18 protein-coding genes and 1 tRNA gene are annotated in these 19698 nt (G+C 70.4%); 9 read left to right on the top strand and 10 right to left on the bottom strand.

Annotated features, from left to right (window positions below):
• Positions 1–67: 67 nt before the first annotated feature.
• Positions 68–1108, top strand: a complete 1041-nt coding sequence (locus VP06_RS17730; protein ID WP_425350928.1) for an IS481 family transposase — start codon at positions 68–70, stop codon at positions 1106–1108.
• Here the strand turns inward: VP06_RS17730 and VP06_RS36475 are convergent.
• The 4 genes from VP06_RS36475 to VP06_RS17710 all read right to left on the bottom strand — a co-directional run bounded on the left by VP06_RS36475 (position 1071) and on the right by VP06_RS17710 (position 3010).
• Positions 1071–1376: a hypothetical protein gene (locus tag VP06_RS36475; RefSeq protein ID WP_156295662.1), complete on the bottom strand. Its 306-nt coding sequence runs from the start codon at positions 1374–1376 to the stop codon at positions 1071–1073. The genes VP06_RS17730 and VP06_RS36475 overlap by 38 nt on opposite strands.
• A 269-nt stretch (positions 1377–1645) precedes the next feature.
• Positions 1646–1735 (bottom strand) — tRNA-Ser (locus VP06_RS17720).
• Between the two features lie 113 nt (positions 1736–1848).
• The gene (locus VP06_RS17715) at positions 1849–2193 is read right to left on the bottom strand and encodes a hypothetical protein (RefSeq protein WP_048465105.1); all 345 of its coding nucleotides are present in this window, start codon (positions 2191–2193) and stop codon (positions 1849–1851) included.
• Between the two features lie 307 nt (positions 2194–2500).
• Positions 2501–3010 (bottom strand): cupin domain-containing protein, encoded by a 510-nt coding sequence (locus VP06_RS17710; RefSeq protein ID WP_048465127.1) that lies wholly within the window; start codon positions 3008–3010, stop codon positions 2501–2503.
• Positions 3011–3056: 46 nt separating this feature from the next.
• Between VP06_RS17710 and VP06_RS36470 the strand changes: the two genes are divergently transcribed.
• Together VP06_RS36470 and VP06_RS17705 are read left to right on the top strand one after the other, a co-directional pair.
• Entirely contained in the window at positions 3057–3305 is a 249-nt protein-coding gene (locus tag VP06_RS36470; RefSeq protein ID WP_156295661.1) for a hypothetical protein, read from the top strand.
• 279 nt (positions 3306–3584) lie between these two features.
• Positions 3585–3782, top strand: a complete 198-nt coding sequence (locus VP06_RS17705; protein ID WP_048465104.1) for a hypothetical protein — start codon at positions 3585–3587, stop codon at positions 3780–3782.
• Positions 3783–3844: 62 nt separating this feature from the next.
• Here the strand turns inward: VP06_RS17705 and VP06_RS17700 are convergent, their stop codons facing one another.
• The gene (locus tag VP06_RS17700) at positions 3845–5479 is read right to left on the bottom strand and encodes an ABC1 kinase family protein (protein ID WP_048465103.1); all 1635 of its coding nucleotides are present in this window, start codon (positions 5477–5479) and stop codon (positions 3845–3847) included.
• Positions 5480–6497: 1018 nt separating this feature from the next.
• Between VP06_RS17700 and VP06_RS17695 the strand changes: the two genes are divergently transcribed.
• Complete coding sequence (locus tag VP06_RS17695; RefSeq protein ID WP_245291219.1) at positions 6498–8441, top strand: transglycosylase domain-containing protein; 1944 nt, start codon at positions 6498–6500, stop codon at positions 8439–8441.
• 84 nt (positions 8442–8525) lie between these two features.
• On the top strand, positions 8526–9407 hold the full coding sequence (gene modA / locus VP06_RS17690) for a molybdate ABC transporter substrate-binding protein (protein WP_082167468.1): 882 nt from the start codon (positions 8526–8528) through the stop codon (positions 9405–9407).
• Positions 9408–9422: 15 nt separating this feature from the next.
• On the opposite strand, the gene VP06_RS17685 is transcribed toward modA, so the two are convergent.
• Positions 9423–10424: a 4-hydroxyproline epimerase gene (locus VP06_RS17685; RefSeq protein ID WP_048465101.1), complete on the bottom strand. Its 1002-nt coding sequence runs from the start codon at positions 10422–10424 to the stop codon at positions 9423–9425.
• A 259-nt stretch (positions 10425–10683) separates the two neighbouring features.
• Between VP06_RS17685 and VP06_RS17680 the strand changes: the two genes are divergently transcribed.
• Positions 10684–11394, top strand: a complete 711-nt coding sequence (locus VP06_RS17680) for a carbonic anhydrase (RefSeq protein ID WP_048465125.1) — start codon at positions 10684–10686, stop codon at positions 11392–11394.
• Positions 11395–11441: 47 nt separating this feature from the next.
• Positions 11442–11708: a hypothetical protein gene (locus tag VP06_RS17675; protein WP_048465100.1), complete on the top strand. Its 267-nt coding sequence runs from the start codon at positions 11442–11444 to the stop codon at positions 11706–11708.
• A 38-nt stretch (positions 11709–11746) separates the two neighbouring features.
• On the opposite strand, the gene VP06_RS17670 is transcribed toward VP06_RS17675, so the two are convergent.
• Both VP06_RS17670 and VP06_RS17665 read right to left on the bottom strand, forming a co-directional pair.
• Positions 11747–12925 carry a GGDEF domain-containing protein gene (locus VP06_RS17670; protein WP_048465099.1) on the bottom strand — a complete coding sequence of 393 codons (1179 nt, stop codon included), beginning with the start codon at positions 12923–12925 and terminating at the stop codon, positions 11747–11749.
• 426 nt (positions 12926–13351) lie between these two features.
• Positions 13352–14800: a mannose-1-phosphate guanylyltransferase/mannose-6-phosphate isomerase gene (locus VP06_RS17665; protein ID WP_048465098.1), complete on the bottom strand. Its 1449-nt coding sequence runs from the start codon at positions 14798–14800 to the stop codon at positions 13352–13354.
• 374 nt (positions 14801–15174) lie between these two features.
• Here VP06_RS17665 and VP06_RS17660 point away from each other — a divergent pair, with 374 nt between their 5' ends.
• Together VP06_RS17660 and VP06_RS17655 are read left to right on the top strand one after the other, a co-directional pair.
• A complete protein-coding gene (locus VP06_RS17660; RefSeq protein ID WP_048465097.1) occupies positions 15175–16446 on the top strand; it encodes a multidrug effflux MFS transporter in 1272 nt (423 codons plus the stop codon).
• A 52-nt stretch (positions 16447–16498) separates the two neighbouring features.
• Positions 16499–17038 (top strand): DoxX family membrane protein, encoded by a 540-nt coding sequence (locus VP06_RS17655; RefSeq protein ID WP_425350927.1) that lies wholly within the window; start codon positions 16499–16501, stop codon positions 17036–17038.
• Positions 17039–17057: 19 nt separating this feature from the next.
• Here VP06_RS17655 and VP06_RS17650 read toward each other — a convergent pair whose 3' ends face one another.
• Both VP06_RS17650 and VP06_RS17645 read right to left on the bottom strand, forming a co-directional pair.
• Positions 17058–18227, bottom strand: coding sequence for a PAS domain-containing protein (locus tag VP06_RS17650; RefSeq protein ID WP_245291217.1), 1170 nt, complete (start codon positions 18225–18227; stop codon positions 17058–17060).
• 356 nt (positions 18228–18583) lie between these two features.
• Entirely contained in the window at positions 18584–19285 is a 702-nt protein-coding gene (locus VP06_RS17645; protein ID WP_048465095.1) for a response regulator, read from the bottom strand.
• Positions 19286–19698: the final 413 nt, after the last annotated feature.

Genomic DNA, 19698 nt, shown 5'->3' with positions numbered 1-19698 from the left:
ATCCCTGCTCACCTTGCCGTTTCCACCTAGATGTTTGGTCCCGGAGTGTGATGGTGCATTATTGGCGCTGACGCGTCAGACGGAGGATGCACTATGGCAGGAGTTCTTCCCGGCTGCACCGCGTAGTCGAGCCGAGCTCCAAGCGTCGCAAGAAAGTAGCCGCGCGTTTGCTGCCCAGTACGGACTGAACCCCAAGACAGTCGCGAAATGGCACAAACGGACGGTGACGACGGATGCGCCAATGGGACCGAAGACGTCCAGAAGCACGGTCCTGACACCGGCCGAAGAAGCGATTGTGGTTGAGTTCCGGCGGCGGATATGGCTGCCACTCGACGATGTTCTGGCCTGCCTGCGTGACACGATCCCGAGCCTCAGTCGCTCCGCCCTGCATCGTTGTTTGCAACGGCACAGCATCTCTCGTCTTCCGGCAGCCGAGACGGCGCAGACGCGCAAGCGGTTCAAGACTTACGAGATCGGCTACGTGCATATCGACAGCGGCGAGGCGCGCCATGCCCAGGGCAAGCTGGTCATGTTCCTGGCGATCGACCGCGTCTCGAAGTTCACCTACGTCGAGTTCCACGAGAGTGCCAGTAAGATCGAAGGATCGGCGTTCCTCCGGAACGTTGTGTCAACCGTTCCCTGCAAGATCCACACGGTCCTGACCGACAATGGCATGGCCTTCGCTGATCTGCCAAAAAACAGGACAGGGCCGAGCCGGCGCTTTCTAGGTCCGCATATCTTCGATCGCGTCTGCATCGAGCATGGTATCGAACACCGCCTGACCAAACCGTACCATCCTTGGACCAATGGTCAGGCTGAACGCATGAACCGGACGATCAAGGATGCGACCGTCAAGGTCTTCCACGACGATGACCTGCAGAGCTTGAAGGCGCACGTGCTGGCCTTCGTCACAGCTTACAACTTCGCCAAGCACCTCAAGGCGCTACGCTGGAAAACCCCGTCCCAAACCATCTGTCAGGCCTGGACCAAAGATCCAGACCGGTCCAACATCGACCCGCACCACCTCACTCCGGGACCATACACCCAGCGCACCTCGCTCGCGACGTGGCCTATGCGGTCGAGGCGGGCAAGCCCGTTGCTTCGATGAGCTGATCGGCCTGCTCGTAGCAAAGCACCTCCATCCCGTTCTCACCACGATCGGCGTACTCGCCATGCAGCACCTGATGGATCAGGTCAGGCCGACCCCACAGTCCGGCTCTCCTGTTCCACCACAGGCGCTCCAAGAGATCGGTCCGCCACGGGTTGCGGCTCGGATTATCGCGGTGAAGGGCGACCCAGTCGTCGCGGACACGGGAGGCGAGTTCGTGAGCCTCTCGCTCGCTCAGTTCCTTCGGTCCGGCCTCAAGCGCCGCCAACCATTCCTGGATCTCGCGGATCGCCTCGGGGTGCAGCCGGCGGGCTTCGTCGGAGTCCTTCGTCCCGAGGTCTGACCATCACGGTCGATTTGCCCACGAGCGCCTGCAGGTGGGCCCGCACGCCCTTGCGAGCGTAGTAGACGCCGTTGTGGTGCTTCCAGGAACGGGCCATCGGTAGGGGCATTTGTACCACCCGTTTGTACCAAGCGGGCCGTACAAAACCGTTGCGGGACAGCAACTTACCGGAATGATTGAGCTTTTAGCAAGTTTGGCGGAGAGGGAGGGATTCGAACCCCCGATGGACTTGCGCCCATGCCGCATTTCGAGTGCGGTGCATTCAACCGCTCTGCCACCTCTCCGCGGGCGCCATCGCCAGCGCAGGCGGGGCAATAGCACGGGTTCGCGCCGAACCACAAGCGGGGAACGGCGAGAAGCTGAAGCCGGCGAAACCCGCACGGCCCACAGGCCAATGTCAGGCCACCGTGCGGCTGCCCGCGAGGCTGATGCGGCGCTGGCCGGTCGGGCGGGTCTCGGAGGCGGGCGGGGCGGTGCGGGACTGGGCGAACAGCACGGCCCCGGCATGGCCGGCCACCCGCACGAGGTCGGTCTCGGTGCAGGCGGAGGCGACGCGCAGTCCGAGGGCATGAAGGTGGCTCTTGCCGTACAGGTAGGCTGCCAGGCGGGCGCGGGTCGCCGACGGGATGTCGGCGAGGACCGTTTCCACCGCCTCCGTGTCGCCGCGATAGAGCGTGCCGAGCACGTCGAGGGAGACCGGGCAGTCGTCCGAGAAGGGCAGGCGGGCCTGCGGGGCGGGCATGGGAACCTCGGGATGATCAGGAATTGCCCCGAGGGTCGCGCAGCGTGCTTAACAGGGGGTTAAGCACCGCCCGGAAATCCCGGACCTGCAAGTCGTCCTGAGACGTGATGCGCGGGGGGCACTGTCCTGCCTGGCCCCGGATTCCGCCCCCCGCCCGGCCGATCCGCTGCCGCCTCAATGAAGACGGTCCGGGATCGAGGCGAAATCTGCGACATCGCTCCATGGGAAACTGCGGGCTCTCGAAACCGGCAGCATGGAACCCGGACTATTCTCCTGCGTTGTCGATGCCCTCCGCGGGCGCATGGGGTCAGGGATGCGTGTGGATCGGATCGATCCAGTAGACGGCGTCCGGCCGTTCGACGGGCTCAATGTCGGTGATGTTGACCACCACGGCCTCGTTGTCCGAGCGCACCAGGACGCATTCCAGCGCCTCGTCCGGCGAGGCGTTGATCTCCTGGTGCGGCACGTAAGGCGGCACGTAGATGAAGTCGCCCGGGCCCGCCTCGGCGACGAATTCGAGACGCTCGCCCCAGCGCATCCGGGCGCGGCCGCGCACCACGTAGATCACGCTCTCGAGCGCGCCGTGATGGTGGACCCCGGTCTTGGCGTCGGGCTCGATCGCCACGGTGCCGGCCCAGATCTTCTGAGCCCCGACCCGCGCGTGGTTGATCGCCGCCTGACGGAACATCCCGGGGGTCTGCGCCGTATTGGGGTCGAGCTTGTCGCCCGTGATCACCCGGACGCCGTCATGCTTCCAGCGCGGTCCGTCGTGAGAGGAGGCATGAGGATGGGGGTGATCGTGGGGAGCGTCCGACATCGGCATTCTCCGGTCCGTCCAGGACCGTATCCTGCGCCACCCGGCGATGATGCGCCAGACCGCTCTGCGCCGCCTTGTTTGTTTTATAGAACGATTCTCGGTCGTGCGCGAGGCGACGGCGCCGGACCGAGTCGGCCTATCGCTTTCTTCTCGGGCAGAGGGTGCAAGGGAAAGCGCCTTGTCTTTCAAGCTGTTCTATAAAAAGAACATTCTCGTTGACAGAGATGCCCATTCGGCCGATTCTTCCTGGGCATCCGGGGTCGATCGCACGGCCCCCGGCGCCGCGGTGATTTGAGGCGATTGCGCCGCGAGACCAAACGCTAAAGCACCCTGGCGCCCGCCCGGCGCCAGTGGTCCAACCCGGAGATTGCAGCGATGCTGACCTGCCGCCCCCCCGTCGCCGGCTGCGCCGTTCTGGTTTCCCGGACACCGTGTCGCCGCGGCGGCCGCCGCGTCTGAGGGGCGCGCCGTCCGCCTGGGCCGCGCAAGGACGGCCCGACTTTTGCTGAGCTTCGACCCGAGACCGAATTTCCGCGGCGCCCCGAGCGGCGGCCGCGACCGGAGACACACGCCCATGCAGCCTGCCCGCATCGTCGAGGTCGGCGAGACCTCCGCCGGCATCGTCGTTCCCGAAACCGACGGCTTCCGCTTCTTCTCCGCCCATCCGGACTTCCAGACCCTGGACGGCCAGATCTTCCGCAGCCCGCGCCATGCCACCCGGGCGGCGCAGGACCTGCACGCCCGCAAGCGCAACCGCCGCCTCGCCGCCTGAGCGAAGCGCGCCCGGCGACAGGGCAGGGGGCCGTCCCGGCAGCGGGGCGGCCCTGTTCGTCGTCAGCGGTTGCGGGCGAGGAGCAGGATCCAGCCGATCCCGATCGTCAGGACCAGGATGCCGATGGTGGCGAAGGCCGGGGTGCCGTGCTCCATCAGCCGCGGTGCGAGCTGGGTGGCGAAGGCCGCCACCACGAGGCCGACCGCCACCCGGGCCGCGGCGCGCTCGATGCCGCGGGTCAGCTTGTCCATGCCCTTGAGCTCGATCTCGACCGTGACCCGGCCCTGCTTGAGCCGCACCAGCATCAGGTGGATCAGGGTCGGCAATTCGGAGGCTGCCCCGTAGAGCCCCGTCGCCAGGCCCTGGAACCGGCCCTTCAGGTCCTTGACCGAGAATTGCTGCCGCATGTGGCGGCTCACCGTCGGGCCTGCGGCCGCGAACAGGTCGAAGGCCGGGTCGAGCTGGCGCATCACGCCATCCGCCGTGACGAGGCCCTTGAAGAGGATCGCGAGGTCGGTCGGCATCGCGAGATCGTTCTCGCGCGCCATGGTCATGAAGTCGGTCAGCACGAGGCCGAGATTGAGCGTCGCGCCGTTGTGGCGGGTGACGAACGCCTGCGAGGCGGCTTCCAGCCGGGTCAGGTCCGGATTGCTGGCGCCGGTCCAGTCGAGCAGCACCGCCATCAGCCCGTCGGCATCCTCTTGCAGCATCGCGCCGATGAGGACGAGCAGTTGCGAACGCCGACGCTGCGACAGCCGCCCGACGATCCCGAAATCGATGAAGGCGATGCGGTTGCCAGACATCGCCAGCAGGTTGCCGGGATGCGGGTCGGCATGGAACAGGCCCTCGATCAGCGCCATTTGCAGAAAGGCGTCGACCCCGCGCTGGGCCAGCACCTTACGGTCGAGCCCCGCTTCCTCCAGGCGCCGCGTGTCCGTCGGCGGGATGCCGTGGATGAATTCCTGCACCAGCACCCGCTCGGAGGTGTATTCCCAATAGACTTTCGGGAAGACGACGTCCTCGCGATCGGTGAACAGGGCCGCCAGCATCTCGCAGTTGCGGCCCTCGTTGGCGAGATCAAGCTCCTCCCGCAGGCCGTTGGCGATGTGACGCATCTGCTCGGTCGGCCGGTAGCGGGACATCTCGGGCCATTCGGTCTCGACGATGCGCGAGGCGTGCGACAGGAGCCGCAGGTCCGCCTCGATGATCTTCTGCAAGCCCGGGCGCCGGACCTTGACGATCACCTCCTCGCCGGTCTCCAGCCGGGCGCGATAGACCTGGGCGATCGACGCCGAGGCGATCGGGTTGGTGTCGAATTCCGAGAAGATCTCGGCCGGCGGGGCGCCGAGATCGGCCTCGAGCTGCGGACGGATCACGTCCCAGGGCAGGGGCGCGACCTTGTCGTGGAGCTTGCCCAGCTCCTCGGTCCATTGCGGGGCGAGCAGGTCGGCGCGGCTCGCCAGCACCTGGCCGAGCTTGATGAAGGTCGGCCCCAGGGCTTCGATCGCCCGGCGCAGGCGCTCGGGCTGGGACAGGCGGGCGAGGTCGACCGCGGGCGTGCTGCGCCAGGCGAGCCGCGGGATCGACCGCAGGCCGAGCCGATCGACGACCTTGTTGACCCCGAACCCGATCAGGATGCCGGCGATTTCCTGGAGGCGCTGGCGGTCCCGCGCCGCGACGATGGCGGTCTTCAGCATCGGTGCGTCGACTCTGCTCGGCTGGCTTGGATGGGGGCACCGGCCGGGGCGAGCCGGACGGACGGAGCGACGCGGACGGGTGGACCGCCCGGGCCGACGATGGAGATGGGCGCACGCCCCGGCATCCTGGTCCTCCCGAACACGTCCCGCACGCCGCGGCATGGTCGGCCATATCCCTGCGGCCTCAACCGGGCGGAACGGGGGCGGCCCGCAGATCCTCGGCGGTAGCGCATGACCCGGATCAGCACAATCGCATCGGGACCCGGGCGGTCCATTGCCGCAACCCGGTGCGGTACTCCTTGCCCGCCACGCGGTCCGCCCGGTCGCCGCGGCGATCCATGCGGTGCTGGTGGTCTCGTCGCGGTCGCGCGATCCGTCTGTGCTGTCCGCCCGGTCAGTCTGCGTGCTGCCGGCGCCCGGCTCGGCGCGGGACCGGCCCATGTCGCGGCCGCGCCCCGGCGCTCAACCCATGCCCGGACTCCCGGTCCTCTGCGCATGGGCCAAAGTGCCGAGCAGCCGCGCGGGCCGTCCGACTGTCAATCTGTTCAGGGCCAGTTGGCCTCACGCGCGCCGGAATGAACACGATGGCGCTTCGATGATGCTTGAGATGCTGATAGTAAAATATAGTTCAAGATTATTCGCGCGTCATCTGACGTAATTGCCTGAAGATGGCCGATCATGCGGGCGAAGACGTGCCGCCACGGCGCGCGACATCCCTCTGACTGACCGGAGGCCGGTCTGTGTGCAGGCGCGGGTCTTTGCGCAGGCGCGGTCCTGCCGGCGCGGAACTGTTTCCGCAACGCCAACGTTGCTGGAGACCGTAGCCGTTGCGCCGTCTGCATCGGCGTGATGGGCACGGCTGCGTCGGGACGGGAGTTGAGCGGACAGGATGGTGGCGGAGCCGATGACGACGCAGCCCGGGCGGGACTGGATAGATCTGTCGCGCCCACCGGCGCGGCCGCCGGAGAGGCCGGGGGCTTCCGCTCCCTCCCGCGTCTCCGCCGTCGGTCGGGGGCTCGTGACCGGCCTGGACCAGATCCGCACCGGCGCCGCCCGCGCCGGGAGCGCCATCGCCGGGCATCTCCACCCGGCCATGTCCGTTGCCGCGGCGCCGTTGCGCCGGGTCGCCCCCGCATGGCAGGACGCGGCCGGGCGCGTGGGCGCCCATCCGCTCGCGTCGCGCGTCGCCGGCGCGGCGCGGCGGGCCGGGGCGCTGCCCTGGGGACGCGCCCTGGTGCTCGCGGGCCTGGGTGCACTCGGAGGCGCTGCGGTCTTCCTCGGCTGGTGCGCCGCGACGCTGCCGCCCTTAGGCGGGACGCAGCCCACGCCCCGTACCATCACGGTGCAGGCGGAGGATGGCACGCCAGTCGCCCGTCGTGGGCTGGTGCAGGGGCAGCTGCTGCCTCTGGAGGCGGTGGCGCCGGCCATGCGTCAGGCATTCCTGGCCGCGCAGGATCCGTGGTTCGAGGACGAGTACCGGCTCGATGCCGGGGGCATCGCGGCGGTGGTCGGTCGTTCCTTCCGCGACACGATCAGCGATGGCCCCCGTTCGGGTGGTCCGCGCCTGACCCAGCGCCTGGTCCGCCACGACCTCATCGGAGCCGCTCCCGGGGATGCCCGCAGCCTCGCCGACCGGGTGCGAGAGGCGATCCTGGTCCTGTGGCTCTCCGCGCGGGAGAGCGACGGGCAGATTCTCGCCCGTGCCCTCGGCCTCGCCTCGTTCGGTCCCGGCCTGACCGGCATCGACGCCGCCGCCAGAATCCTGTTCGGCAAGGAGGCCGCAGCCCTCGGCACCGCCGAGGCGGCCTATCTCGCCGGGCTGAGCCTGAACCCCGATCTCCGGCCCGACCGGGACGTGGCGGCGATCCGGACTCTCGGCCACGCCGTGCTCGACGGCATGGTGATGCGCGGGACGCTGAGCGCGGCGGAGGCGGCGGAGGCCAGCCGCACCCTCGACGGTCTCAGCCCTGCCGGCACCACGCCGGTGACCCGCAGCGGCGTCCCCGACCTCGTCCTGGCCGCCGCCGCCGACCGTCTCGGCCCCGAGCCGCCGCGGGAGGCGGTTTTGCGCACGACCCTCGACCGTGACCTTCAGGCGATGGCCGAGAAGGCGGTCGAACGCCGCCTCGACGCTGCCGGCCGGGGCGCCGCCCGGGCCGGCCTCCTGGTCCTCGGTCCCGATGGCGGCGTGCGGGCGGTCGTCGCCGGCGGCGCTCCGCTCGGCCCGACGCCGGAGGCCCGCCGCGCCGCGAGCGCCAGCCTGCGCCATCTCGACCGCGACGGCCGGCCGGTCTACGACCGGCTCGTCGCCGGGCCGATGCCGGCGGCGGAGCGGCGACGAGCGTTGCTCACGCTGCTCGCCAGCCTCGCTCGCCCCCCGGAGGGCGCCGACGATCCGGCCAGCCGGGACGGGATGTTCGTCGGCCCGGTCGGCGATCTCCTGGTCGGCATCTCCCTGTCCGGCACGACCACCGAGAACGGGGCCGGAGACGGGCCCGAGGCACTGTTCCAGGATCTGGCGGCCCAGGTGGCGAAGGCCCGCCCGGCGCCGGTGGCCGAGGCGCGCGAGGCGGCCCGCGAGACCGGCAGCACGGCCCGCAGCGTCGGCCGCCTGGCCTGGCAGAGCCCCGACGAGCGCCCGGCCGCGACGCCGTCCTTGCGCGGCGTGCCGCGGGTCATCGATACCGGCCGGCTGCGTCTCGACGGACAGAGCGTGCGGCTTGCCGGCGTCGAGGGTCAGGGCGGTGCCTTCGCCCGCGAGTTCCGCCAGTACCTGCGTCGGCGCGAGGTGACGTGCCAGCCGGCCGGCGGGGCGGATCTCTACCGCTGCCGCACCGGGGACCAGGACCTCTCCGAGGTCGTCCTGTTCAACGGGGCGGGTCGGGCCGCGGCGGGCGCACCGCCGGAATTGCAGGCGGCGGAAGCGAATGCGAAGGCGCGCAAGGCCGGCCTCTGGCAGTAGCGGCCTCTGGCCTCCGCTATGCATGGCGGCATATAACGGAGCGGCCCCGACCTGCGGGTCGCGACGTGCGAAGGACTTCCTGCCATGTGCCCTGCCCGGGCCCTCTGGGCCCTAAGCAGATTTCGCCGAAGTGGTTGCCGGTTCGGCGGCAGAAATCTGCGATCAAACAAGACCCTGAGCGGACGAAGCGTTGGCCTGGCAACGCAAGTCTGCTTAGGCCTGCTCCTCCTCGCGGCCCCGGCTTCGGCGGCGGAGCCCGCGACGGTGTTCGCGGCCGCGAGCCTGAAGAACGCCCTCGACGAGGCCGGCAAAGCCTTCACGGCCGAGAGTGGAATCCCGGTGCGGGCGAGCTACGCCGCCTCGTCGGCGCTGGCCCGCCAGATCGAGCAGGGCGCGCCGGCCGACCTTTTCGCTTCCGCCGACCTCGACTGGATGGACTACCTCGCCGCCCGCACGCTGATCCGGCCCGAGACGCGGGTGAACCTGCTCGCCAACCGCCTCGTCGTGGTGGCGCCGAAGGATGCGACAGTGGCCGAGGCGTCGTTCACGCCGGACTGGTTCGCCCGGGCGCTCGGGCCCGACGGCCGGCTCGCGACCGGCGAGGTGAGTTCGGTTCCGATCGGCAAATACGCCAAGGCGGCATTCGAGAGACTCGGCCTGTGGGCGCAGGTGCAGCCGCGGCTTGCCCAGGCCGACAACGTGCGGGCGGCCCTGGCGCTCGTCTCCCGCGGCGAGGCGCCGCTCGGCGTGGTCTACGAGAGCGACGCGAAGGCGGATCCGGGGGTGAAGGTGGTGGGAGTGTTCCCAGAAGGGAGCCACCCGCCGGTGGTCTATCCCTTCGCGGTGACGGCGGAGGCCAAGGGCGAGGGCGGTGCTCGCTTCCTCGCCTATCTGAGAAGCAAGGCCGCCCGGCGCTTCTTCGAGGCGCGGGGCTTCACGATGATCGGGGAGGGGGCGTCGCAGTAGAACGCCCCGCCCGTCTCAGGTCAGCTGGAAGCCGAAGGCGAGAGGGTCGCGCTCGTCGACCAGGATGGTGTTGTGGCCGATCACCCGGGCCCAGCCGCCGATGCTCGGGCGGATGGCGGGGCGCCCGCCGACCTCCGCCGCCGCCTCGACCCGGCCGTGGAACAGCGTGCCGATGATGCTCTCGTGGACGAAATCCTCGCCGACCCGCAGCAGCCCCTTGGCGACCCGCTGCGCCATCCGGGCCGAGGTGCCGGTGCCACAGGGCGAGCGGTCGATGCCCTTGTCGCCGTAGAACACGGCGTTGCGGGCATGGGCCTCCGGGTGCTTCGGGCGGTCGGCCCATAGCACGTGGCTCAGGCCCTGGATGCGCGGATCCTCGGGATGGACCGGGGCGACGGCCCGCTGCACCGCCTCGCGCACCCTCGGGCTCCAGGTCAGGATGTCGGCGGAGGTCATGGCGTCGAGGCCGCCCCAGCCGGGTTGCGGCTCGACGATGGCGTAGAAGTTGCCCCCATAGGACACGTCGACCGTCAGCGGCCCGAGGCCCGGCACCTCGACCCGCACGTCGGCGGCGTGGAGGTAGCTCGGAATGTTGTAGAGGCGGACCTCGTCGACGAAGCGGCCGTTGCGGCGGTACTCGACCTCGACCTTGCCGGCCGGGACTTCGAGGGACAAGCGCCCCTCGACCCGCGGCACCACGAAGCCCTGCTCGAGCGCCACCGTGACGGTGCCGATGGTGCCGTGGCCGCACATCGGCAGGCAGCCCGAGACCTCGATGAACAGCACGCCGAGTTCGCAATCCTCCCGGGAGGACGGGTAGAGGATCGAGCCCGACATCGCGTCGTGGCCGCGCGGCTCGAACATCAGGGACCGGCGCACCCAATCGTGCTCGGCGACGAAGATCTGCCGCTTCTCGCCCATCGGCACGTTGGGCAGGACCGGTGCCCCGCCGGCGACCACACGCACCGGGTTGCCGCAGGTATGGGCGTCGACGCAGAGGAAGGTGTGCGGGTGCATGGCGGGGGTGGTCTCCGGGGATGCGCGGCCGCCCCTTCGTCGCAGAAATCGCCGCGCCGTCAACGCAGGCCGGCCGGCCGCCGACCAGCGGTCACGGTCGAGGACCGCCGTCTCATCCCGGCCGGCCGCCGGGCCAGATGACGCAGCGAGAGAGGCGCCGCCCCGGAGCAACCCGGCGGCCTCTCGCGACGTTCTCGGCATCATGGTGCGGCCCCGGCGGGCCCGTGCCGCTGCGACCGCAGAGAGGAGATTGCCGATGATGGACAATATTGTTCAGGGGTTCACGCAGTTCCGCGAGCAGGTGTTTCCGAGCCAGCGTTCGGTTTATCAGCGCCTTGTGCATGACGGCCAGAAGCCGAAGGCCCTGGTGATTTCGTGCGCCGATTCCCGCGTCGTGCCGGAACTGATCACCCAGGCGGGCCCGGGAGAATTGTTCGTCACCCGCAACGTCGGCAACATCGTGCCGCCATTCGCCACGATGATGGGCGGCGTGACCGCGGCGGTGGAGTATGCGGTGATGGCGCTCGGCGTGCGCGACATCGTGGTCTGTGGCCACTCGGATTGCGGCGCCATGAAGGGCCTGCTCACGCCGGGCCTCACCGAGACGATGCCGAGCGTGGCGGCCTGGCTGCGCCACGGCGAGGCCGCCCGCAAGATCGTCTGCGACGCCTACCCGGACGACATCGACGACAAGCGCCGCCTCCATGCCCTGGCGATGGAGAACGTGCTGGCGCAGCTCAACCATCTGCGCACCCACCCGTCGGTGGCGAGCGCGCTGGCCGCGGGCCAGCTCACCCTGCACGGCTGGCTGTTCGAGATCGAGACCGGGCACCTGCTGGTCTATGACGGCGAGGCCGGACGCTTCGTGGTCCTCGCCGAGGAGCAGGACCTGCCGGTGGCCGAGGCCGCGGCCACGCCCCGGCTCGCCGCCGCCGGCGTGCGCGCGCCCGACCTCCGGGCGGCCGAATAGACGGAGCCGGATTGACAGGCGCGGAGCGGCGGGTGAGGACCCCCGGCATGGCCGATTTCCGACCCGACCGCTCCCGCGACGCCGCCTTCGCCTGGATCGCCGCTGCCGCCACCCTGGCGACGGTTCTCGTGGCCCATGTCGCACCGGCCCGGGGGACAGCCCCCCGGCCGGTCGCCACGTCCCCGGCCGAGGATCCCGGCTGCCGCGAATGGACCGATTCCTGCCGCGTCTGCACCCGGGACGGCGATGGCCTCCACTGCTCGACCCCGGGCTTCGCCTGCCAGCGCGAAGCCCTGCGCTGCACGCGGCGGTAACGCGGCGACGCCGCGGAGGCTCACCCGAGTTCCGCCGATCAGGCGGATGTCGCGGCGGTTGCGCCATCCGCTCCCGGCGCGACGGCGTAGCGGTTCCGCCCCCGGCGCTTGGCCTCGTAGAGGGCCTGATCGGCCTCGGCGAACAGCGCGCTCCGTAGGCCGGCGGCGCCCGCGGGCTTGAGCGCGACGCCGACGCTGATCGTGACCACGTCGAGGCCGTCCGGGCGTCCGGGATGGACGATGCCGAGCGCCTCCACGGCGCGCACCAGGGCGGCCGCGAGCCGGGCCGCCTCCGCCCCCCCGGCATCCCGCATGATGACGACGAATTCCTCGCCGCCGAACCGGGCGGCCAGGATGTCGGGGCCCGACGCGACGGTGGCGAATAGGGCCGCCACCCGGCGCAGGCAGGCGTCGCCCTCGGGGTGGCCGAGGGTGTCGTTGAGCGGCTTGAAGTGATCGATGTCGATCATCAGCACGGCGGCCGTGCCCGCCTCGCCGAACCAGAGATCGGCGGTCTCGTCGAGGACGCGGCGGTTCGGCAATCCGGTGAGGGCGTCGGTGCCCGACAATCCCTGGTAGATCCGGCGTTCCGCCTCGGCGGCCTCCGAGGCGAGCTGGGCCGTCAGGGTCCGCAGATAGTCCCGGCAGCGCAGCCGCTCCATCCGGTAATTGGCGTAGAGGCTGAACCCGCAGGCGGTGGCGAACTGCATCGCCAGGACGTCGCGCAAGGCCGGGTCGAGGCCCGGTTTCGTCGAGACGGCCACCGCAGCGACCAGGCACGAGACGAGGGTGAAGGCGAGCGCATGGCGGAAGCGCATCGCCAGCAGCACGTTGCCGAAGATGATGACCAGGATCGCCTCGCCGAACGTGTAGTCGCCGAGAGGCGCCCGCGTCAGCCAGAACAGCAGGATCGGGGTCGCCTCGGCGGCGATCATCCCGAACAGGAGGATGTTCTCGCGCGCGGCGGGCCCGACGCGGGCGATCAGCCATGCGGCCGCGATCGACATCGGCGTGATCACCAGCAGGCGGGCCACGACGCTCAGCCCGGCAATGTCCGGCGTCACCGCGAAGCTCGAGAGATTGTAGGAGTTGTAGATGATCATCCCGAACAGGACGAGACGCCGAAGCCCGGCCACGCGGTCGCGGCCATGCTCCGCCTCGTGCCGCGCCTCGACGCCAGGGTCGAACCGCAGCAGCCAGTCCAGCTGCACCGCCATGGTCGCTCCGGACGGGCTCGGCCCTCCGGGAACACCGAGATTCAAGGTCGACCCCGTTTCCGCCCCAAGGTGATCGGTGTTGTCCGTTTTTCAATCAGCCTGACGGTCCATTCGTCGACAGTCGATCGCCGTGACAACCCGGGATCCGGCAAAACGGATGTCCCGTCTCATCGACGGGGCCTGGCCTTTCCGAATCGGATCCCGCACCGATCAGGCTCTTTATACCAAAGGTTGAACGACGACGACCTTTGCGCCCATCCGCAGACCTCAGCCAAGCCGCCGAATTGACATAGACCACTCGAATTAGGTCGAGGGCCTCGTCGATCGTCGTATCCGTTGGAGAGGGCCGTCGCCCTCCACATGCGGCGCCACATCCATCCGCCTGGCACCACATTTGGTATGCCGAGGGGCTTCCCTGCCGGATTCTCAGCCGCCTTCACGGCCGTAAACGTCCTCGATGCGGATGATGTCGTCCTCGCCGGTATAGCTGCCGACCTGGACCTCGATCAGTTCCAGCGGGATCTTGCCCGGGTTGGCGAGCCGGTGGACGCAGCCGATCGGCAGGTAGGCCGCCTCGTTCTCGTGGACCAGCCGCACCGCCCCGTCGACCGTGACCTCGGCGGTGCCGCGCACCACCACCCAGTGCTCGGCACGATGGTGGTGCTTCTGGAGCGAGAGCCGTCCGCCGGGCTTCACGGTGATCCGCTTCACCTGGAAGCGCGCGCCGATGTCGATGCGCTGGTAGGAGCCCCAGGGCCGGTACATCAGCCGATGGGCATCCGCCTCCGGCTCGCCCCGCCGCCTCAGGGCCTCGACCAGGCCCTTCACCTCCGCTCCGGCGCTGCGGTTGGTCACCAGCACCGCGTCGTCCGTCGTCACCACGACCACGTCGTCGAGGCCGACCACGGTCGTGAGGATCTCTCCCGACGCATGGACGAGGCTGTTGCGGGTGTTCCGCACCGCCACCCGGCCGCGCAGCGCGTTGCCGTCGGCGTCCCGGGGCAAGACCTCCCACAGCGCACCCCAGGTGCCGATATCCGACCACGGGAAGCTCACCGGCAGCACGCCGGCTCGGGCGGTTCGCTCCATCACCGCATAGTCGATCGAGATCTGCGGGGCGCGGGCGAATGCCGCCTCGCCGAGCCGCACGAAATCGAGGTCGCGGGTCGCGGTCTCGACGGCGTCCCGCGCCGCCGCGAGCACCGCCGGGGCGTGGGCCGCCAGCTCCTCCAGCATCACGTCGGCACGGAACAGGAAGTAGCCGCCGTTCCACAGGGCGCCCTCGGCGATCAGGCTGGCGGCACGGTCGGCGTCCGGCTTCTCGAGGAAGCGCTCGATCGTGCGGGCGCCGGCCGTGCCGGCCGCGCCCGCCAGGGGGGCGCCCGGCTGGATGTAGCCGTAGGCGGTGGAGGGATGGGTCGGCGCGATGCCGAGCGTCATGATGTGTCCGGCCCGGGCCCCGGCCCGGGCGGCCCGGGCGGCCGCGACGAAGGCCCCGTCGTCCCCGACCGCGTGGTCGGCGGCGAGGATCAGCACCAGGGCCTGCGGATCGCGGGCGGCGGCGTGAAGCGCCGCGACGGCGACCGCCGGGGCCGAATCGCGCCGGCACGGCTCGAGCAGGATGTCGGCCGCGATGCCCTCCTGCGCGAGCTGCTCGGCGACGAGGAAGCGGGCGTCGTTGGCGCTGACGACCGCCGGCCGGGCGAAGGTGGCGGAGTCGTGGAGCCGCGCAGCGGTCGCCTGGAACGACGAGCGTCCCGGCTCCGCGAGGGCGATGAACTGCTTGGGGAAGCTCTCGCGGGAGGCCGGCCACAGCCGCGTCCCCGACCCGCCGCACAGGATCACCGGGTGGATCAGGTCACCAGCATCGGGCATGGTCGGGCTCCGGGTCAACAGCCGAGGGGGCCTTGCGGGAATCGGGCATCGCGGGCGGCGTCCTCGCGCCCGGTGTCGGGAAGCGGATGGTGCCCGGATCGTGACGCCGCGCACGAGGCCGAACCACGTGGCCGAGTTTTGCACGTCGATCAAGCGGCTCGAAAGGGAGGGGTCCCGGCGCGTCCGGTCGCTCCCCCCGGGAGTCGCGGCACATGGTTTCCGTGACCCGAACGTCCCGTCGGCGCGCCGCCGGAGAGCCGGGATGGGCCGCATCGCTGCCATGCCCCGGCGCGTCTTGCGGGAGCCGGCGGGCTCCGGCACTGCTCGGGGCCGTGACCGGCCGTCCTCCCGCGCGCCGGCCCCTCGGGACGATCATGGCAAGCAGCGCGAGCGGCGAGGCGAAACCCGCCGAGACCACCCGGACCGACTCGGGCTCGGCCGGCCCCGGCTTCGCCGAGTTCGTGGCCCTCATGGCGCTGATGATGGGCCTGACCGCCGTCACCATCGACAGCTTCCTGCCGGCCTTTCCGGCGATCCGGCACGATTTCGCCGTCCAGGATCCCAACCGGCTCCAGCTCCTGGTCTACGTCTACATGCTGGGCTTCGGTGCCGCCCAGCTCATCTACGGCCCGATCTCGGACGGGACCGGGCGGCGCCCGGCCCTCATCGCCGGCATCGGCATCTACCTCGCCGGCAGCGTGCTCGCCATGCTGGCGCCGAGCTTCGAGGTGCTGCTCCTCGCCCGGGCGATCCAGGGCATCGGCGGCGCGGCCGGCCGCGTGCTCGCGGTGGCGATCGTGCGCGACCGCCACGAGGGGCGCGACATGGCCCGGGTGATGTCGTTCTGCATGATGGTGTTCCTCATCGTGCCGATCCTCGCTCCCTCCCTCGGCGCGGCCGTGCTCCTCGTCGCCGGATGGCGCATGATCTTCGGCATGATGCTGGCGCTGGCGCTTCTCACCCTCGCGTGGTTCGGCACGCGCCTGCCCGAGACCCTGCACCCGGCTTTCCGCCGCCCGGTCTCCGCCCGGGCGATCGGGGCGGGCATCGCCGTCACGGTGCGGACGCGGACCGCCCTCGGCTACGCCACGGCGCTCGGCCTCACGACCGGCTGCATCATGGCCTATGTCGGCTCGGCGCAACCCGTCTTCGATACCGGCCTCTACCATCTCGGGCCGCTGTTCCCGGTCGCCTTCGCGCTGATCGCCGGGGCGATGGGGGTCGCGACCCTGATCAACGCGCGCCTCGTGCGCCGTCTCGGCATGCGGCGGCTCGCCCATGCGGGCACGATCGGGCTTTTTCTCGCCGCCTGCCTCCAGCTCGCCCTGGTCCTCGCCTTCGCCGGGACGCCGCCCCTCTGGCTCCTGATCGCCACCCTGGCGGCGTGCCAGTTTCTGATGAGTTTCGCGATGCCGAACTTCAACGCCCTGGCGATGGAGCCGCTCGCGGCGATCGCCGGCACCGCCTCGTCGTTCATCGGCTTCTACACCACGCTGCTCGCGGCCTTCTGCGGCCTCCTGGTCGGCCAGTCCTTCGACGGGACCGTCATCCCGCTGGCGCTGGGCTACTGCGCCCTGAGCGGGCTCGCCCTCGCCACGGTGCTGTGGACCGAGCACGGCCGGCTGTTCGGGAGCGGGCTCCGGTAGAGCCCTCTTAACCGGTCCCGCGCCACCGTCCTGGCATCGGATGAGGGGGCGGGTGGCTGTGCGTAACGACGGAATCCTGCTCGCCGGGCGGTTGCTCCTCGCCTCCGCCCTGCTTCCGGCGGCGATCGGGCGGGCCCTCAATCCCTCGGGCTTCGCCCTGACGCTCGCCGCGACCGGGATGCCGGCTCCGAATGCCGTCGCGACCGCCTCGGTGGTGATCGGCCTCTTCGGTCCGCTGCTGCTGGCGCTCGGGCTGCTGCCGCGCCTCGTCGGACTTGGCCTCGCCCTCCACGCGGTGGCCGCTGGGCTGCTGCTGCACCGGTTCTGGGAGTTCTCCGGCGCGGTCGCCCGGGTCGAGCAGGAACTCTTCCTCGCCCAGCTCGGCCTCGCCGCGGGCTTCGTGCTCTACGCAGTCACGGGGCCGGGCGGCTGGAGCTGGCAGGGCTGGTGGCACGGGGTCGAGCGCACCGCTCCACCGGCGCCGAAGGGGCCGGTGTCCAAGGGGCTCGCCGCGAAGGAACCGGCGCCGAAAGCCCCCCGCAAGCGCGCCGCGGCGCCCCGCGGCCCTCGACCGGACAGGGCCGCGGCCTGAGCCGCGGCCGCGGGCCCCGTCAGGCCGACATCCGCTGGTCGTCGGCGTGGCGCGGATTGCCATAGCGGTCGGAGATGTCGCAGGCGACGCCGAGGAGCCGGATGCTGCCGTCGGGCGCCGTCGCCAGGCTGCCCCGGGCCGAGAGCCACCGCATCCGGCCCTCGTGGTCGATGATGCGGTATTGCGCGTCGTAGGTTCCCTCGCCCCGCAAGGCCGGTTCGAGGCTCGCCAGCACCCTCGGGAGGTCTTCCGGCACGATCATGGCGAGAAATTCATCGAGCGGGCCGGTCGTCACGCCCATCAGGCTCACGCCGATCTCCGAGCAGCTGACCTCGCGGGTCGCCAGATCGATATCCCAGGTCATCAACTCGGCCGCCGCCATGGCGAGGCGCAGCCGCTCCTCGCTGGTGCGCAGGGCCTCCGCGGCCCGGATCTGCTCGTCGATATCCGCCATGGTGCCGACCCATTCGCGGATCGTGCCCTCGGCGGTCTCGAGCGGCACCGCGCGGCCGAGCATCCAGCGGTACCGGCCGCCGCGGTGGCGCACGCGGAAGGTTGCGTCCAGCGGCGTGCCGCTCTGGCAGCAGGCCCGCCACAGCGCCTCGACGCCGGCGCGATCATGCGGGTGCAGGGTGTCGAGCCAGCCGAAGCCCTGAAGCTCGGCATCGGTGAGGCCGGTGCGGGCGCTCAGGCCGAAGGTCTGGATCAGGCTGCCGTCCGGGCGCGAGCGCCACTCCACCGCCGCGCTCGCCTCCACAAGGGCGCGGTAGCGCTGCTCGCTCTCCTGCGCGGCCCCCGCCGCCAGCGCGGGCTGATCGCCCGGCGCCGTCGATCCGGCCACCGTCGCGATTTGCCGGAAGCTCGGCTCGTACCGGCCGAGCGGCAGATCGATGCGAACCTCGAGCGGACAGGCGGGATCGGAGTAGATCTGCTGGAGCACCTGGCGCAGGCGCCGCGCCTCCACCCGCACGATCGCGTCGGTTGCCGGATCGAAGCTGGTCGATCGGCCCAGCGCATCCGTCGCGATGGTGTAGGATTTCAGCAGGCTCCCGCGCCCGGCCAGGCTCTCCCGGACGACGTAGGTCAGGAAAGCGGAGAGTTGCGGCGACTTCCGCAAGGGCGGCAAGGTCAGCAAAGCGTCCAGGGTCGCGTTGATGGTCTCGGCTCCGATCGCTTCCCGATCCATCATTCGTTCCCGCCGCATTCCGTCTCGCGGCTGCGCTCCATCACGCAGCAGTCGCTCAATACCCGGCGAGGCGTCCTCCCACTGGCGCCTCCCCAACACATGTTAACCTGATACGAAATTGTCCATCAGTGTCAAGATAAAAACCATTCTAACAAGCTGACCCAGGGGCAGTATCGCCAAGTGGCCCGGGCGCCGCCGACAGACATACCGATGGAGGCGTGCCTGATGCGGTGCGACAGGAGCGCACATTCTGCGAAAGGCTAACGATCCGCCGGGACCGCGCAGATGATGCTATATTATTGCAAATCTGCGGTGTGTCGGGTTCGTCGCGATTGTAATGACGACGGGGCGAGCCGCGTTCAGTCGGCCAGCAGACGGGCCCCGACCACCGCTGCCGCGGCGCGGTTCTGCACCCCGAGGCTGCGCAGGAGCGCCGCCATATGGACCTTGACGGTGCCCTCGCCGAGCTGGAGGCGCCGGGCGATCTCCTTGTTCGAGCGCCCCTCGACCAGGAGCGCCAGCACGTCGCGCTGGCGCGGCGTCAGGTCGGGGATGCGGAGCTGGCGCCCGTCGGTCCGTCCGTCGTGACGTCCGTCGACGGCGGGACCCCGCGCCTCGAGCGCCGGCCTCGGCCCCGCGCCGTCGAGCACGGCCAGGGAAGCTGGCACGAAAATCTGGCCATCGAGGATCATGCCCACCGCCCGGGTCAGTTCGGCCGAGCCGATCCCTTTCGGAACGTAGCCGTGAACCCCGACCTCGAGGGCGGTGAGGATCTTGTTGCGCTCGGTGGAGGCCGAGACCACCGCCACCTTCACGGTGGGGAAGCACTCGCGCACCGCACTCAGGCTCCCGGGGCCCTCCATGCCGGGCATCGCCAGATCGAACAGTGCCAGGGTCACGGCGCCCCGGCGGGTCGAGAGCTGGTCGAGCGCCGCGTCGAGGGAACCGGTCTCGACGACCTCGGAGAAGCCGAAGCTGCGGGTCAGGATCGCCACCACGGCGAGGCGGAAGAAATCGTCGTCATCCGCGATCAGGGCGATTGGCGGCGTCGGTTGGGTCATACCGTGGCGTCTCTGGGTCCGGTCCTTGCGGGCGTCATCCTAGAGCAAGTCGGGGGCGGGTGGGTACCCTCCAGCCACGGAATAACTGGCAATATCAACGACCTATCGCACGGTTCACAGTCGCCGTAAATGATGTTCCCGGCCATCGCGCGGTCTTCCCAAGGCGAGGGGGGCCGCCGGTTGCGGCGTGGCAGGGGGCCCCGTCCCGGGCGAGGACCGCGGCGCAGCCGGGCACGGGCTGGGACGAGGCGAGCGGGGGAGACGGCGATGCGCGGCGCGGCCTCGGGATGCGGGAAGAGAGGACGCCTCAGCAGATTTCGCCGAAGTGGTCACCGGTTCGGCGGCAAAAATCTGCGATCAATCAGGAACCTAAGCGGACGAAGCGTTGGCCTGCCAACGCAAGTCTGCTTAGC

It is taken from the genome of Methylobacterium aquaticum (assembly GCF_001043915.1).
Classification (GTDB): Bacteria; Pseudomonadota; Alphaproteobacteria; order Rhizobiales; family Beijerinckiaceae; genus Methylobacterium; species Methylobacterium aquaticum.
The sequence above is the reverse complement of the archived record's forward strand: the minus strand, read 5'-3'. Positions and strand labels throughout refer to the sequence as shown.